This is a genomic window from Bacillus sp. N13C7, from assembly GCF_026790065.1.
Classification (GTDB): Bacteria; Bacillota; Bacilli; order Bacillales; family Bacillaceae; genus Bacillus.
On sequence record NZ_JALAMO010000018.1, the window covers coordinates 115807 to 132027 of the forward strand.

Consider the following 16221-nt stretch of genomic DNA (forward strand, 5'->3'; position numbering starts at 1 on the left):
AAGCGAAAGGCCCCTTCAGCTCTTTCGCTTTTCCACATCATAAAACGTCGGTAATGCCATCCATATTTTCTCTGATCCAGTCAATCGCAAGATCTATCGTTGTAAACTCCTGCGTTTCGAAGGTCATTTCATCCTGCAATAGCCACACATCTTTCTTGACGGATTCTGCTCCTCCGATTGACCAGTGAAGCAAGGTATAGGGATGGTTTTGGTTCAGGAAGGATACCCACGTTTTATTCTGTGCTGTGTTCTTCATTGACTTCAGCTTTTGTTCCACGTTTCGTGTCTCCCTACTTTACTAATATGCTCATTCTGGGGCTGAGCATTTCAGCCGGGCTTTTTAGCGCCAGCGTTTTGGCTTTTTCATTGTAATCGATCGTCATTTGATCGTCAAAAAACACTTTTTGCGACGATTGGATATACAGCGGGATGCCGTTCGTTTCCAGCTGCTCGCACTGTCCCGTTAATTCTTCTGTAAGCCAGATTGTCGGTACACCGCTTACCGCACAGCCGCATCCTTCTGAATCGTAACGAAGCTGGGCTTTTTTTCCCGGGTTGGCGTCAAACGCCTCTTGCAGTGCCTGTTTTGCTGCATCTGTCACATGTATATTCATAAGGTGAGACCCCCGTTTTCATCATTTTCGCCATTGTAGCATACAACGCTTCCATTCGCATTGTTTCTGCCTTCTTTCCAGCGCTTCGCTTTCTCTTCTGCAGTCTTGATCCAATCATCTTTCCCTTGTATGTAGTGATTGATGCTGTCCGGATACTGGGCCGCCAGCCGTTTTTTGAGAACGGCGTATTCTTTCGCTATTGCTGGATGGGCTCTGAGATAATCTCTAAATAACAAGTGCCTTTCAATTGCACGGTTCCCCTTTTCGTACATATGGACATGATGAGTGCGCTTATTTCCGCCCTTTTGGAAATAACGCCTGCCCGCTATGCCGTTTTCTCCTTTCGGTGTATAGCCGATTGACTTCATTTTGGTGTCATATTGGCTCACAGCTTCAATGCTTCTGACTTCAACTAACATATCAATGATTGGCTTTGCCGCCATGTTCGGTATCGATGTGCTTCCGATATGGTGAACAGCGATGATCTCAGGCCCGAACACAAGCTTCAGCCGGTTTTTTTCCTCTTTAAAAAGTTCCGCCCATTTCTCATTATAAAGCACAACTTCAACTTTTCTTTTCGGATACAAATAAAGGACAGACAGCAAAAGGCCTTCCCCGGCTTTGACGGTTTCTGTGTGCTGAAACCCCGCTTGTGTATAGAGCGAAACAGCCGGTGTATTCTTCTCGGCTGTGACTACTTTCATTTTCTCAGCGTCTTCGTTTTGATCGATGACAAATTGCAGAAGTGCTCGTCCAATCCCTTTTCTAAAACCGTCAGGATGGACAACAAGCCTGCAAATGGTGAGATGATGCATGTTTTTCTCATATGAAATGACACCGATCAGCCTGCCGTCTTTCCGATATCCCGCAAACTGTTCACGAGACGCCTGAATATCCTTCGCCGTCTCTTGCAAGGCAGGGATACCGTCAAAACCGATAAGCTCCGCTTCCTTGATATAGGCGGGCTGCTGTACGGCAATAATCTCACGCGCTGTGACGTCTTCCTTATGCTGAAGAAATTCAATCATGCGTGTTCTCCTGAAAACAGCCGCTGCCTTTCGACTTTTGCCACGCGGACTGCATACGACGCGTACCAAACGCTTTTTCCTTTTTCTTTTGCCGCTTGATGTTCAGTATGATGCTTCCAGTGGTTAATTGCGTCCATACTGTCCCAGTAGGAAACCGTTATGCCCCTTCCGTCTGCTTCACGAACGCTTTCGACGCCTAAAAATCCGGGCTGATCCGCCGCAAGCAATACCATCCGCTCCGCTGTGTCTCCATATCCTGCGTCATTTTCGCTTTTGACAGAAGAAAAAATGACCGCATAGTAAGGAGGCTCAGGTGTTCTTGATAAAAAATCCATCCTATTTCCCCCTCATATGTTTTTGACAAACAGTACCCTGTCTTGGCCCGGGCCGTCGTAATTTGCAAACACTGAGATTCCATTTACCGTTTTGGTGCCCTTTTCAATGTCAAAACCCAATTTTGTGTGATATGCGATTGATACCTTATTCACCGGTGAAGTGACGCACTTTACCCGGGTGCAGCCTCTTTGTTTTACTGTTTCAATAAATACATCATATAATTGTTTTCCAATTTGCATTTTTCTGAAATCCGGATGCACACCGGAAAAATGGATGTATGCCGTTGCAGGATCAGATTGCGATTGAAACCCGATTAAAAATCCGGTCATGCTGCTATGTTCAGATGTGATAAAGCTTGTGTCCTGAAAATGCTCAAAAAATAATCTCGGCAATTTTTCTTTCAGCTGTTTGCCGCCCCACCATTCATTCATTACAGACGTTACCATTTCATAATCTGAAGACGTGATTGTTCGAATATCCATTACGATTTGATCTCCCTCCGTCTGGCAAAACGAATGTCAGCTCTTTTTTCTCACAATATAAAAATTATATTTTGCCTGACTGGAATTGTAAATGCCTTCTTTCCTGTATCATACGTTTCCAGACTGCCGGGGGAACAATGTTTGATATTTTTACACATCTTTCTCCCCCCCGTGCAGGAGGGAGAGATTTACAGCACAATATCAAGCACTTGATCAAGTTTCAGCTTATAAAGCTGATCTTCGTCTCCTTTTAACCATACTGTTTTTTCAAACTCTTCATACCGGCAGATTTTCCCGGTATAGCAGACAATGTCACCGTCCTGAAAACAGCTGACAGTGATATCCTGAGCAAACTCCATCGCGGTGCAAAGCATTTGATTCATCTCCTCCAGCTTATCAGGATCAAGGATCGGCTTTTGAAGCTTCTGTTTATGGCGTTTTCTCTCAAGCAGGCTTTGTTTATGCTCTGGCAGAAACATCCTGCTCCCTTCCCACAGCAGATTGCCTCTTTTTAAATGGTCGTTCATTTATAATGCCCTCCTATTTTAGCCGCTCGTTCAAATGCCTGGCCTGCCGCTGTCAGTGACGCCGCCCTGATGATGGCTGTGTCGCCGAACCTGTTTTTAATGCCGTCCATCACATAGCCGAGACTCATTTTCTTGGCATAATCCTGAAACAAATTGAGCTGCCATATGTCATCAGATGAGAGCTGAGACAAATTGACCCCGAGGCGGCGGACGGGCTTCCCGTCCCAAAACGCAAGAAACAGCCGGCACACAGCTTCATATACATCCTGTGTAGAATTCGTCGGCTCCGCCAGCTTTACTTGCCGGTTGAAGCCCGTCGGCCAATCAAAATCAGCCCCCCGGCAGCTCACTGACACCGTCTGCCCCATTACCCCGGCGTTTCGGCTTCGCCTGCACACTTCTTCACTCAGCTCGAGCAGCACGACTTTGATTTCTTTATCAAAGTGTTCGTAGTCTCTCGGGAGGGTCATTCCATGGCCTATCGCCTTTTGCCCGTCCAGAGATGAAGTTGACACAGGGGAATAGTCGATCCCGTTCGCTGTCATCCACAGCACGTGGCCGTTAATGCCCCATTTCTTTTTTAAAAGATCGAGCGGAAAAGCTGCAAGTCCGCCGATCGTGCTGATGCCCATTCGATTTAAATGATGCTTCATGCGGCTCCCAACACCAAACATGCTGCCCACTGGGAGCGGCCACATTTCGTTTTTCATATTTTCTTTCGTTAAGGTAAAAATACCGTTCTTATTCTTTTTGGCAAAATTGTCACACGCGATTTTGGCTAGCGCTTTATTAGGGCCGATTCCGACCCGCGCATACACGCCAATCTCCCGCATGATTCTGCCCTGAATGCTTTTCGCGATCTCCTCCGGCGTCCCAAACAGTTTCTGGCTGCCTGTAATGTCCATGAACTGTTCGTCGATGGAATACGGCTCCACAAGGTCTGTATATTCCTCTAAAATGGCCGTAATTTGCAGTGACACATCAATATATCGCTGCATGCGGGGCCGGAGCACAACAGCTTCCGGGCATTTTTCCTGGGCCTCCCACAGCCGTGAAGCATTCACCACACCCGTTTGTTTCGCCAGCGGGCAGGCAGCCAATACTACTCCGCCCCTTTTTTCAGGGTCACCCGAAACAATGACGGGCTTATTTTTCAAATGTGGATTTTCCGCTTTCTCTACAGATGCATAAAACGATTGCATGTCAACGAGAAAAATCACTTTTTCTTTCATCATACACACCTCTAAAAAGAACTTATGTTCGCTTTTTCTATTATATGCGAAAATATGTTCGTTTTATACTGGTAAATGATTCTTGTCTGACAGAAAATATGATCCAAGGGTGTGAGAAAAGAAAAACATTTAGTAGAATAAAAGCGAATCAGAAAGATAGGAGAATCATGATGGAGAAATTTGTCGAAAAAATGATGGGACAGGCACTGCGCCAATACGGCCGAAATGTTGCCATAGATCCATTAAGCCCGCATGAAAAACAAAGCCTGAGAGCAGCCTTAGAAGAAAGACGGAATGAAGAACCCGATGAGGATCTGCATGCGCATATAGAAGATATCATTTATGACTATGTTACAAACCAAGGATTGTTCTCTTAAACGCCGGCCATAAAAGACAGAGGTGCAAAGCCAAAGCCCGAATCAGACTGGTCTTTCAGCCGCTTAGGCGGCTTCCCTTCGGATAGCACCGAAGTAATAGCGAATAACATCTCAATGTCATACGACAGAAAGGCTCTAACACCTCCTGTTAAGCCGATCCAGAAGCGACGCGGCTTCTTCTTCTGTCTTTTTCATCAGTAGAAGCCCCTCCTCAGTATAAGGGCACGATAAATCTTGGCCTCGTGCCCGGCTTCCTCGACATGTCCAAAACTCCGCCGATATGGTGAACAGCCTTTCATGTTCCAAACTTCCATGGGCTGCCGGATCGCTTAAAACATGCTTTCATTTCATACGGTGCTTTCATCATCAGACATATCGTCATTTTCATCCCGAATGCTTCAATTTCAACGAGGTTTATTCTGTCACACGGTGCCATCTCACACACCAATCCAGTACAGACATGCTTTAGGTCAACAATAAATATTTTGAATTCTCCATTGGAAAAGGAAATTTTTTCATATATGATAGAAAAAGATCTTACATACAGGAGAGAATACGATTTATGAAGAAATGGAAAGATATTCACCCGATCAGCTGGACAATTATCATCGGAACCATTTTCGGCAGAATGGCAACATCAATGAGCATTCCTTTTTTAGCAATTTATTTAACAGCCGTCCAAGGCACATCAGCTTCCTATGCAGGGCTTGTCATTGCTGCAAGCTCATCGGTCGGCATCCTTGCAAGCTTTTACGGCGGATATATCTCGGACAAATTCGGCAGAAAAAACATGATGCTTGTGTCCATTTTCGGCTGGATGCTGGTATTTGCAGGCTTTGCGGCGGCATCCCATCTCTGGGTATTTTTTGTGGTAAACGCATTAAACGGTCTTTGCAAATCACTGTTTGAGCCCGCTTCAAAGGCCCTGCTGTCTGATATGACAGAAGAAAAAACGAGACTGCTTGTTTTTAATTTGCGCTATGCAGCTATTAATATCGGCGTTGTCTTCGGACCGGTGCTTGGCCTGTATTTCGGCTCGTCGCAATCAACCGCACCCTTTTTAGTGCCGGCAGTCATTTACGGATTATACGGACTTGTGCTTGCCTTCCAATTTAAAAAACATCCATCCTCATCAGCAGCAGGCCCATCCCGAAATATGAACATGCGGGAAGCGTTTATGGTGACGCGAAAGGATCATCTTTTTACCATTGCTTTGGTCGGCATTACGCTATGCACCTTCGGCTACTCACAATTCAGTTCCACATTCCCGCAGTACATGGCGCAGAACCCCTTGATCAGCAATGGTACGAAGCTGTATGGGTTGATGCTGACACTAAACGCAATCGTTGTGTTGGCGACGCAATTTCCCATCGTCCATTATGCAAAACGTTTTTCGCCGCTTTGCTCCCTGATGCTTGGTAATGTGATGGTTAGTATCAGCATGGCCATTTTCATCATATCACACGGTGTTTCGTCACTTGTGATGATTGTCGTTACATTTACAATCGGCGAAGTGCTTTTATTCTCTATGATGGATTTGTTTGTAGACCAAATTGCAAAACCGGGATTAAAAGGCACTTATTTCGGGGCAATCGGTTTTTCACAGCTTGGAAACGTCATCGGCCCCTGGATTGGGGGCTTATGTCTAGACCTATTTGGCGCTGGCCAGCCGATTTTTATTTTTTCTGTCCTGAGCGGCATCACCCTGCTCGGCCTGCCATTTTTAGCGTTCGCCTATCGGCAGATGAAAACAGACATGATAAAACACCGATCTGGACTGGAAAAACCGCTTTAAACAAATAAACGGGAGAGACAAATTCTCTCCCGCAAAAATGAGGTGAAGAACATGAATATAGGCGATGTGATGTTTCAGCTTATTGTGTTTATCATGTTTGCGGCTGTCATCTTTGCAGCTGTTTTAGGCTTCAAAGATGTGAAGAACCGAAAAGCACAGCTGGATCGCATGGAGAAAAAGCTTAACAGCCTGTCCGAAGATCACGATTAACGGCTTGGAGCAACGAGTTCTACCTTAATCCGGTCAGGATCCTCACAATAAACTGCATAATGCCCGTCTCCTCCTGCAAAAGGATGACGGTCTCGGTACAACACACGATAGCCTTTTGCCGTCAGTTTTTCGGTCATCAGATCGACTTGAAGCTTGGATTCAGCATGAAATGCAAGATGATTCAGCCCGACACGGCATCTATGATATTCAGGCTCTAGAAATTGCTCTTTTGCCTGCACAATCACAAGGTAAAAACGATCTTTCTTCCAGCTGAGGCCTGAGCTCCATTTTTGATACTCTTTATAGCCAAGTTCTGTTAAGAACCATCCCCAAAATCGCCCAGACGCTTCCAAATCAGAGACATACAGTTCAATATGATGCACGATATTACACCCGCCTTACCAACACTTCTTCAACCTTATGCCCGTCTCCCTTGCGCAAAATGAGATCTGACCTGAATTTAGTCGGCAAGATATTTTCATATAAATTCGGCCGGTTGACACTCTCCCAAATCGAGGCTGCCATCTCGTCAGCCTCCTGATCGGACAAGTCTTTAAATTTATGAAAGTATGAATCAGGATTTTGAAAAGCAGTTTCCCGAAGCAGGCGAAAACGCTCTAAATACCAGGTGAAAATCCGGCTTTCATCCGCATCCACATAAATCGAAAAATCAAAGAAATCGGACACAAAAATACGCGGATTTTCCCGGTCATCCTCCAAAGTGGGGGACTGAAGGACATTTATGCCTTCAATAATCACAATATCCGCCTGTTCAACCACCTCGAACACACCTTCCTCGCGGTCATAGGTTAGATGGGAATACACCGGGGCCTTTACTCTGTCTTTTCCTGATTTTAAGTCATTCAAAAATTCGAGAAGCGCCTTTACGTCATAGCTTTCGGGAAACCCTTTTCTTGACATCATGTTTTTCTTTTTCAGCTCGGCTGTAGGAAATAAAAAACCATCTGTCGTGATAAGGCTCACTTTAGGGCGATCCGGCAAACGCGAAAGCAACTTCTGCAATATCCGCGCCGTCGTGCTTTTTCCGACTGCCACACTGCCGGCGATGCCGATAATAAACGGAATTTTGGCTGAATGAGGGTGCTTCAAAAAAACATTGACATGCTTATTGCGTTCAGCAGCAGACTTCACATGCAAATGAAGCAGGCGAACAAGCGGTATATAGATGGTTTCCACTTCTTCAACAGATAGATAATCATTCAGCCCTTCCACAGCTTTTGCCTCTTCTTCAGATACAGCAATCGACAAATGTCCCCCAAAACCGGACCAAGACTCCCGATTGTGCTTTGTATATAAAGTATGTAAGTTAAGCTCTTTATTGTTCACTGTTTACACCTGACTCTCTGTAGGTTAAAACCCTTACAAAGATTGTAACGGAAAACCTTTTCACTGTCTGCTTATTTTTTCATTTCGTTTTCCAGCAAACCCGCACCAATTCGGTTATACGCGGCCATTTCTTCTTTTGGAACCATGCTTCCTCCCGTTCCCCAGACGACATGTACGGCATGTTTCATATTATATTTCTGGCTAAAGCGCCTTCCCTCTTCTGTCGAAAAAAGCTGAACTGGCCCGAACATGCCAGCAAGAGCAGAGGGCTCTAAATATTTATTTTCAGATACAGCCAGCATATGAAGCAAAGTATAAAGCGTATTGTCCTCTACTGTATAACAGCCGCTCAGAAGCGGTTCCATCAGCTTGCCGACAAATCCTGACGGCCGCCCTACAGCAAGCCCGTCCGCAGCCGTCCGATTATCCAGGCCGATATCCTGGACAGAAATCTTCTCGTGCAGACCTGAATAAAGCCCTAGCAGCATACACGGCGAATGAGTCGGCTCCGCGAAAAACACATGAACATATTCTCCATATAAAAGCTTCAGCCCGAATGCCACACCACCCGGCCCTCCGCCGACACCGCACGGCAGATACACAAACAGCGGCGTCTCAAGACTTGGTTGTATATTCAAACAGTCAAGCTGGTTTTTTAATCGGCTTGCGGCAACAGCATATCCTACAAATAGCTGACGGGAATGTTCATCATCAATGAAATAACAGAATGGATCTTGTTCCGCCTGCCGTCTCCCCTCTTTCACCGCTTCACTGTAATCTGATTCATACTCCATGACAGTGACACCTTTTTGGCGAAGGAGATCCTTTTTCCACTGCTTCGCATCGGCGGACATATGCACTGTCACACGAAACCCGAGTGTGGCACCGATGATGCCGATGCTTAATCCAAGATTTCCTGTTGAGCCGACAGCAATCGAATAACGGGAGAAAAACGCGGCAAACCGCTCTTCATGTAAGATGCGGTAATCATCGGTTTCCTGAAGCATTCCTTCTTGAAGCGCAAGCTTTTCTGCATGCTTCAATACTTCATAAATCCCGCCCCGCGCTTTAATTGACCCTGAAATCGGAAGCTCATGGTCGCCCTTTAAAAGCCATCTTCCCGGAAATGGCTGCTGATATGCCGCTTCCAGCTTTTCTTTCATATGCTGCATTTCAAAAAGTGGAGACTCAATCATTCCTTCAGCATCTTTCGTCTCAGGAAACACCTCGGCAATGTAAGGAGCAAACCGGCGCAGCCTTTTTTCCGCCTCTGCTATCTCTCTTTCCCACTCCTCTGCGTCGAATAACGTGCCGTCTTCCTTGCCCGGATTTGCCCAGAATACAGGCTCTGCATGAATCAGCTTCTGAATAAACGGATCTTTCAGCAGAACATGAAAGGCGTCAGAATTAATTGCCATCCAATGATTTCTCCCTTCCTCTATAAAAACGGCTTGTAAGCATGCCAATAAGACATCTCGCCACAGACAGTTCCATCGTTATTTTTTCGTGAGCGCGCGTCCCGCCAGCTTTTCAACGAGAGCTGGAAACAGCTGATACAGCTTAGTCCCTGCATTCATTAAACGCGGAAGATTGATCTCCCGTTTGTTCTTGAAAATAGCAGCTGTAATTTGAGCTGCTACGTCATCAGGATCAAGCATCCAACGGCTTACATTTTTGACGTAGTCCCCGCCTTTATCAGCAATCGAAAAAAAGTCCGTCTGAATCGGCCCCGGGTTGACTGTTGTTACATAAATGCCGCTTCCCGCCAGCTCCATCCGCAAAGCGTTAGAATAACCGAGCACAGCATGTTTTGTCGCAGAATAAAGGCTCGACTTCGGTGTTGCAATTTTTCCCGCTTGAGAGGCGATATTAATAATATGGCCTTTTTTTTGCTCAAGCATATGCGGCAGCACCGCTTTAGTACAGGCGATCAGGCCAAAGACATTCACGTCAAACATCGCTTTCATGTCATCTAGAGACGAGTCTAAAACCGTTTCAAATATCCCGAAGCCCGCATTGTTGATCAGTACATCAACCGAGCCGATCTGATCGCGGACACGGGCTACGTCCTCTAGCCGGCCAACATCCAGAGGAAATATCTCACACTGTCCGCTCCATTCCTCGATGATTTTCCTTTTGATTTCTATTAAACGCTCCTCACGTCTTGCCGAAAGCAGGACATGAGCTCCTTCAGCAGCGCATAAATATGCGATTCTTTCACCGAGCCCTCCCGAAGCGCCGGTTATCCATATCCGCTTTCCCACTATATCTTTCATCCATTTCACCTCTTGATTGTTCTAAAGTATGCGGTATTTCCTTCCCAATATGACGTAATGGATTCTTCAGCCGCCAACACATCAAGATGCCCTGTCGTTTCTGACATCGTTAAAAATAATTCCTTCTCATACACAGCAGGAAAAAGCTGCTGACAGATCTGAAAAGCGGTCATCGGTGTTTCATCCAGCATGCGCCGCACCTCCTCCGTCCTGTTCCTCTGCTTGTCAAAACGCTTCTCAATCAGCGCCTGAACGCTGGTGATCGTCTCGCCGTGACCGGGAAACACGATTATTGGATCAAGTTCAGACAGCCTTCGCAATGACCGCTGATAATCGACTAAAGGCGTTGATCTTACGTCTCCCGCTTTCGGCGCTTCTAGAATCGGATTGGACGAGCTGTTGGCCAGCAGAAGATCGCCGCCTAGCATTCTCCCGCTTTTTTCATGAAAAAGAACGATATGCGATTCAGCATGTCCAGGCATCTCTAATACAGACCAGCCCTCAAGCCCATCGATGCTCATACCTTCTCTGACTGTTTTCGTCAAAGATCTTGTACAGGAAAATGCGTACGCCGACCGAATCAGCTTTTCTGCCATTCCCGTATCAAATGGAACGCCTAATTCAGGCAGCAGCTTTTGAAAAAAACGTTTTTGCCAATCCATAAAAGCTTGATTTTGGCTGATATAAGGTTCGTTGAACGGATGCCCAATCACTTCGATTTCAGCAGGAAAGACATCAATCAAGCCGGCATGATCAGCGTGATGGTGAGTCAGTACTACCTGTTCAATATCTGACATTTTCACATTTACAGCGGCAAGCTGCTCTTGAAGGGCTTTAGCAGCCTCTTTTGTATTCGGCCCGGCATCGATAAGTGTCAGCGCATCACCTTTTACGAGGTAAACGAGGACATCGCCGACAGCAAACGGTGTCGGGACGCGGATCGCAATTACATCTGCAGTTGTCATCCTTTTGCTCCTTGTCTTCATTCATTATTCATATTTTAGCTTTTTCTCGGTCTTGTGTCATTATTGCTGAATGAGAACGGCCCTTTTTGAAAAAGCTATTGACATTAGCTTGTCCGCCATTGCATAATGAACAACAAACTAAAACGAGAACCATTGGAACGCTATGACGAGGAATAGTATACAAGGCAATGGCCAAAGAGAGCGATACCCCCGGCTGAAAGGTATTGCGGCCCGCTTGTTTGTAGAACCTGCCCTCAAGTCGCGGTTAGGAAAACCTAAACGTTTCCCGCGTTACGGGATTTGAGCTGAGCACAATTTGTGCTAATGAGGGTGGTACCGCGAACCTTTTCGTCCTTTACGTGATGAAAAGGTTTTTTGTTGTTCTGATAGAAGGAGGATATCAATGAAAAAGATAGGATTTGTCGGCGCCGGATCCATGGCAGAAGCAATGATCAACGGTATTTTGCAGAGCGGCATCACAAAACCAGAACATATCTATATCACAAACCGCTCAAATGACGAGCGTCTGATTGAATTAAAGGAGACGTATGGCGTTCGCCCTTGCAGGGATAAAAATGAGTTTTTTACTCACACTGATATCATTATCCTCGCTTTTAAACCGAAGGACGCAGCGGAAAGCATTGACAGCATCCGTTCGTATATCAAGGACCAGCTTGTGATTTCAGTGCTTGCAGGCCTTACTATCGAAACCATTCAGCACTATTTTGAGAGAAAGCTCGCGGTCATTCGTGTCATGCCTAATACATCGGCAGCCATCAGAAAATCAGCAACCGGATTTTCTGTAAGCGCTGAAGCAAGCCAGGATGACATCTCCGCCGCAAAAGCTTTATTGGAGACAATCGGTGATGCCACACTGGTTGAGGAACGGCACCTTGACGCTGTCACGGCGATAGCCGGCAGCGGCCCGGCCTACGTGTACCGTTATATTGAGGCAATGGAAAAAGCGGCGCAGAAAATAGGGTTGGATGAGGAAACGGCAAAAGCACTCATTTTGCAGACAATGGCAGGGGCAACAGATATGCTTCTTCAAAGCGGCAAACAGCCCGCACAGCTTCGGAAAGAAATTACGAGCCCGGGAGGCACAACTGAGGCAGGTCTTCGCGCTTTACAGGACTCCCGCTTTGAAGAAGCGATTATTCACTGTATTGAAGAAACCGCTAAACGCAGTGCAGAGATTAAAGAGCAGTTTGCCGGTGCCGCTTTAGAGAGGCATTCATAGATATAAGCCAAAGACAGAAGGTACTGTGCCTTCTGTCTTTTGTTTTTTTCTAAAACAGCTGGCTGGCCGTTTCTGATTGTTTTAATAGCGCGGAGATCGTAAATGAAAGCAAGTCGGGAAGCACTTCAAAAGAATAAGGTATATACAGTCTCTCCGTCCATTTGTGCGGGTCTTTTCCGGCCGGACCGACATTTAGAACTGGGACATATAAAGCCTGATCTTTGCCGCTTGGCAGGGAATATTCTCTGTTGAAAAGCGGCATATTGCTTGTGTACGCGTCAACCTCCTGCTTTTCAAGCTGAAGATAGCTTAAATCTGAAAGTCCGGGGAAATACTGAACCTCCCGTAACGCAATGCCATATGTATCAGCCGCATAATGCATGAGCTGATCAGCTGTATTTCTGATCAATTGATCGTCCTTTGAAGAAACAGCCGGATAAAGCGGCGGACTATAAAAAAGAACGATGAGCGGCGCATCCTCCTTACAGAGCGAAGCAAGCTCAGACACAATTTTCGTTGAAAAATCCCTGTCCCCAAGATCACCCCTGTTGGCAAAGGCATAATTAAGAACCCGCTCGGTTTCCGAGTTTCCAACACGCTTTTTCGCACGCACGACCAGCTCATCAAATGTCAAAACAGAGACGGTGCGTTCAATCGGGGTAAACGGCGCGAATTGCTGAAAACCCTGTGTTTTCTTCCGAATGTTCGCGGTTATTTCCTCTGCCGCCTGTTGTGCGGTTTTAAGCAGCATCTGATGCAGTTCATCGGCCGATCGTTTCATTAACAGTACATTAAATAACGTAACAGCTGTATGCGGTGTCTGAACAGAATACGCCTCTTTCAAGTCCTTTTGCATTAAGTTTACCGGCGGCGGAGTAACTTCACCATCAACCTTTTCGCAATAATCCGCATTCAGTTCAAGCAAACGGTTTATCTCAGATACCATTAAATTAGCGTTTAGGCCTGAAAACGGCTCTCCGACATGTGTTTCAATCCCCTTGCAGAAAAAACCTGCAAGCACCTTGCCAATGCTTCCTGAATAAAAGTATTGCTGCTGATCGCCGGGGAATTTTTCAAACATCGGTTCGGCATTCAGGCAAGCGGTTAATGTAATATCATGCTTTTTCTCCATTTCCTTCAGTATAGGAACCGCTTCAATCATGCCTCTTGAATTCACTTCCTCGTCAGGAACTGTAATCAACAGCAGATTGCCCTCAAATTGGCCGTTCATTGCCCGCTCCAGCATCGACAGCTGAACAGCAAGCCCCGCTTTCATATCCATCGTCCCTCTTCCGAACAGCCAGTCGCCGCTTTCAGCATCTTTTCGCACACGCTCCGGAAGCAGCTCTTTTTTCTTTAAAAAGGAGCTCAAAAGCTCGGCAGGCTTACAAGCCATATGTTTGAATTCTCCGTAATCCTCTATGTCCACGACATCAAAATGACTCAGTAAAAGCACTGTCTTTTTGACATTCTTCTTTTTGACGAGAGCTGTTAGAAAGGATCTGCCGTCGTCCATCGGATGAAGTGTTACATCATCAGGATGTTTTTGAAAATAAGGCTTGTCCTTCAAAATAAAATAAAGATATTCTGCAAGCGCTGCTTCTCCCTTCGAACCGGTGATGCTTTCGTATTGCACAAGAGAAGTTAAAAGGGTCAGCAATTCGTCCTTCGTCTGCCAATTCATCAATTTTTGCCCCTCCTATGTATAAAAACGCTTTTAGCCTGAAAAATAAAATGACTCCCCGTCTATTATACAGAAATGTTTGACAAAAACGGATCTCTTGAGCAGTTTATATGACGGGAAAGAAATGACTTGATATAATCAATCTCTAAAAACCTTACGGGAGGCGAAAGAAATGGCCAGAAAATTATTCACACCGATTACAATTAAGGATATGACGTTAAAAAACCGCATCGTCATGTCACCAATGTGCATGTATTCTTCTTATGAAAAGGATGGAAAATTAACACCGTTCCACATGGCACATTACATATCTCGCGCAATCGGCCAGGTCGGGCTGATTATTGTGGAGGCATCAGCGGTTAATCCTCAAGGACGAATTACAGACCAAGACTTAGGGATTTGGAGCGACGAGCATATCGAAGGCTTTGCCAAACTGACTGAGCAGGTCAAAGAACAGGGGTCAAAAATCGGCATTCAGCTTGCCCATGCCGGACGTAAAGCAGAGCTTGAAGGAGATATTTTCGCCCCATCTGCGATTGCGTTTGACGAACAATCAGCAACACCTGTAGAAATGTCAGCAGAGAAAGTGAAAGAAACGATCCAGGAGTTCAAACAAGCGGCAGCCCGCGCAAAAGAAGCCGGCTTTGATGTGATTGAAATTCATGCGGCACACGGATACTTAATTCACGAATTTCTATCTCCGCTATCCAACCACCGCACAGATGAATACGGCGGCTCACCAGAAAACCGCTATCGTTTCTTAAGAGAAATCATCGATGAAGTCAAACAAGTATGGGACGGCCCTTTATTTGTCCGTATATCTGCTTCTGACTATACAGACAAAGGCTTAGACATCGCTGACCACATCGGGTTTGCAAAATGGATGAAGGAGCAGGGTGTTGACTTAATTGACTGCAGCTCAGGCGCTCTTGTTCATGCAGACATTAACGTATTCCCTGGCTATCAGGTCAGTTTCGCTGAAAAAATCCGCGAGCAGGCTGACATGGCAACTGGTGCTGTCGGCATGATTACAGACGGTTCAATGGCTGAAGAAATTCTGCAAAACGGACGTGCTGACCTTATCTTTATCGGCAGAGAGCTTTTGCGGGATCCTTTCTTTGCAAGAACCGCTGCGAAACAGCTCAATACAGAGATACCAGCCCCTGTTCAATACGAAAGAGGCTGGTAATGCCCACAAGAGATATCCTGAACAGGATATCTCTTTTTTTATTTTTTAGAGAAACGATCTGCTCAGGTTCTCCGTCTCCCTAATAGAACCAATTAGAGGAGATGACTCCAATGAACTCAGCTTGGATGGAAAAGACATATACGATTGACGGATGTTCATTCCATACACAACACCGGAGAGGATCAAGCGGTGTAACAATTGTCTTTGAGGCCGGCTACGGTACTTCTTCTGAGACATGGAAACCATTAATGGCGGACATTGATAGTGAATTTGGCATTTTCACATATGATCGAGCAGGAATAGGGAAAAGCGGACAAAGCAGAGCGAAACGAACAGCGGAACAACAGGTGAAAGAATTGGAGGATTTGCTTAAAGCAGCAGATGTAAAACCTCCTTATCTGGCTGTTTCACATTCATACGGAGCTGTCATCACCGGTTTATGGGCCTGCAAAAACAGGTGCGATATTATCGGCATGGTCCTCCTTGATCCAGCTTTAGGAGATTGCGCAAGCTTCTCCTTTATTCCTGAAGAAATGCACACAGCATATACAAGAAAGCTAATGCTTGAGGGCACACATGCAGAGTTTTCTAGAAGCCTGCAGGAACTCAAACTGCGGCAAGTCCATTTAGGGAACATGCCTCTTATTGTACTGTCTTCAGGTGAACGGACTGAGAAATTTGCTGCTGAACAGGAGTGGCAAAACATGCACAGCAGCATTTTGTCTCTATCGAACCAAAGCAGCTGGATTCAAGCTAAAAACAGCTCGCATAACATCCATCATGATGAGCCTCATATCGTTCATTTGGCTATTTATGACGTATGGTGCGCAGCGTGCCAGCAGGCTGCACCTCTTTACCAGGCGGTCAATTAAACATAAAAAAGACCGGGCCGTAAGACTGGTCTTATCCCTGTCAAGTA

At 45.8% G+C, this 16221-nt stretch carries 18 protein-coding genes and 1 pseudogene; 6 read left to right on the forward strand and 13 right to left on the reverse strand.

Annotated features, from left to right (window positions below):
- Window positions 1–37: 37 nt before the first annotated feature.
- From MOB98_RS18040 to MOB98_RS18070, 7 genes and pseudogenes are all read right to left on the reverse strand, one after another.
- The gene (locus MOB98_RS18040) at window positions 38–277 is read right to left on the reverse strand and encodes a YqkC family protein (protein ID WP_019714866.1); all 240 of its coding nucleotides are present in this window, start codon (window positions 275–277) and stop codon (window positions 38–40) included.
- 13 nt (window positions 278–290) lie between these two features.
- On the reverse strand, window positions 291–614 hold the full coding sequence (locus tag MOB98_RS18045) for an iron-sulfur cluster biosynthesis family protein (RefSeq protein WP_019714867.1): 324 nt from the start codon (window positions 612–614) through the stop codon (window positions 291–293).
- Window positions 611–1642 (reverse strand): GNAT family N-acetyltransferase, encoded by a 1032-nt coding sequence (locus tag MOB98_RS18050; protein ID WP_268367092.1) that lies wholly within the window; start codon window positions 1640–1642, stop codon window positions 611–613. The genes MOB98_RS18045 and MOB98_RS18050 overlap by 4 nt, the downstream gene beginning before the upstream one ends.
- Window positions 1635–1977, reverse strand: a pseudogene (locus tag MOB98_RS18055) (antibiotic biosynthesis monooxygenase family protein). Before MOB98_RS18055 ends, MOB98_RS18050 begins: the two are co-directional and overlap by 8 nt.
- 12 nt (window positions 1978–1989) lie before the next feature.
- Window positions 1990–2460 (reverse strand): GNAT family N-acetyltransferase, encoded by a 471-nt coding sequence (locus MOB98_RS18060; RefSeq protein WP_268367093.1) that lies wholly within the window; start codon window positions 2458–2460, stop codon window positions 1990–1992.
- 188 nt (window positions 2461–2648) lie between these two features.
- Window positions 2649–2987 (reverse strand): YolD-like family protein, encoded by a 339-nt coding sequence (locus MOB98_RS18065; RefSeq protein WP_268367094.1) that lies wholly within the window; start codon window positions 2985–2987, stop codon window positions 2649–2651.
- Complete coding sequence (locus MOB98_RS18070) at window positions 2984–4222, reverse strand: DNA polymerase IV (protein ID WP_268367095.1); 1239 nt, start codon at window positions 4220–4222, stop codon at window positions 2984–2986. Before MOB98_RS18070 ends, MOB98_RS18065 begins: the two co-directional genes overlap by 4 nt.
- Before the next feature lie 167 nt (window positions 4223–4389).
- On the opposite strand from MOB98_RS18070, the gene MOB98_RS18075 reads away from it, so the two are divergent.
- The 3 genes from MOB98_RS18075 (at window position 4390) to MOB98_RS18085 (ending at window position 6601) form a co-directional block, all read left to right on the forward strand.
- The gene (locus MOB98_RS18075; RefSeq protein ID WP_268362644.1) at window positions 4390–4596 is read left to right on the forward strand and encodes a YqzH family protein; all 207 of its coding nucleotides are present in this window, start codon (window positions 4390–4392) and stop codon (window positions 4594–4596) included.
- A 562-nt stretch (window positions 4597–5158) separates the two neighbouring features.
- Window positions 5159–6391: an MDR family MFS transporter gene (locus MOB98_RS18080; RefSeq protein ID WP_268367096.1), complete on the forward strand. Its 1233-nt coding sequence runs from the start codon at window positions 5159–5161 to the stop codon at window positions 6389–6391.
- 51 nt (window positions 6392–6442) lie between these two features.
- Window positions 6443–6601, forward strand: a complete 159-nt coding sequence (locus MOB98_RS18085) for a hypothetical protein (protein WP_268367097.1) — start codon at window positions 6443–6445, stop codon at window positions 6599–6601.
- On the opposite strand, the gene MOB98_RS18090 is transcribed toward MOB98_RS18085, so the two are convergent.
- From MOB98_RS18090 to MOB98_RS18110, 5 genes are all read right to left on the reverse strand, one after another.
- Window positions 6598–6984, reverse strand: a complete 387-nt coding sequence (locus MOB98_RS18090) for a VOC family protein (protein WP_268360303.1) — start codon at window positions 6982–6984, stop codon at window positions 6598–6600. The two genes, MOB98_RS18085 and MOB98_RS18090, sit on opposite strands and share 4 nt — an antisense overlap.
- A 4-nt stretch (window positions 6985–6988) precedes the next feature.
- Window positions 6989–7948, reverse strand: coding sequence for a type I pantothenate kinase (coaA, locus tag MOB98_RS18095; protein WP_268360304.1), 960 nt, complete (start codon window positions 7946–7948; stop codon window positions 6989–6991).
- A 71-nt stretch (window positions 7949–8019) separates the two neighbouring features.
- Window positions 8020–9366: a D-serine ammonia-lyase gene (gene dsdA / locus MOB98_RS18100; RefSeq protein WP_268360305.1), complete on the reverse strand. Its 1347-nt coding sequence runs from the start codon at window positions 9364–9366 to the stop codon at window positions 8020–8022.
- A 78-nt stretch (window positions 9367–9444) separates the two neighbouring features.
- Complete coding sequence (locus MOB98_RS18105) at window positions 9445–10224, reverse strand: SDR family NAD(P)-dependent oxidoreductase (protein ID WP_268360306.1); 780 nt, start codon at window positions 10222–10224, stop codon at window positions 9445–9447.
- A 5-nt stretch (window positions 10225–10229) separates the two neighbouring features.
- Window positions 10230–11189, reverse strand: a complete 960-nt coding sequence (locus MOB98_RS18110) for an MBL fold metallo-hydrolase (protein ID WP_268360307.1) — start codon at window positions 11187–11189, stop codon at window positions 10230–10232.
- Between the two features lie 403 nt (window positions 11190–11592).
- Here MOB98_RS18110 and proC point away from each other — a divergent pair, with 403 nt between their 5' ends.
- The gene (gene proC, locus MOB98_RS18115) at window positions 11593–12429 is read left to right on the forward strand and encodes a pyrroline-5-carboxylate reductase (RefSeq protein WP_268360308.1); all 837 of its coding nucleotides are present in this window, start codon (window positions 11593–11595) and stop codon (window positions 12427–12429) included.
- Between the two features lie 49 nt (window positions 12430–12478).
- Here the strand turns inward: proC and MOB98_RS18120 are convergent, their stop codons facing one another.
- Entirely contained in the window at window positions 12479–14113 is a 1635-nt protein-coding gene (locus MOB98_RS18120; RefSeq protein ID WP_268360311.1) for a M20/M25/M40 family metallo-hydrolase, read from the reverse strand.
- 172 nt (window positions 14114–14285) lie between these two features.
- Here MOB98_RS18120 and namA point away from each other — a divergent pair, with 172 nt between their 5' ends.
- Both namA and MOB98_RS18130 read left to right on the forward strand, forming a co-directional pair.
- Window positions 14286–15302: an NADPH dehydrogenase NamA gene (namA, locus tag MOB98_RS18125; protein ID WP_268360309.1), complete on the forward strand. Its 1017-nt coding sequence runs from the start codon at window positions 14286–14288 to the stop codon at window positions 15300–15302.
- Window positions 15303–15412: 110 nt separating this feature from the next.
- The gene (locus MOB98_RS18130) at window positions 15413–16174 is read left to right on the forward strand and encodes an alpha/beta fold hydrolase (RefSeq protein WP_268360310.1); all 762 of its coding nucleotides are present in this window, start codon (window positions 15413–15415) and stop codon (window positions 16172–16174) included.
- The last annotated feature ends 47 nt before the right edge of the window (window positions 16175–16221 follow it).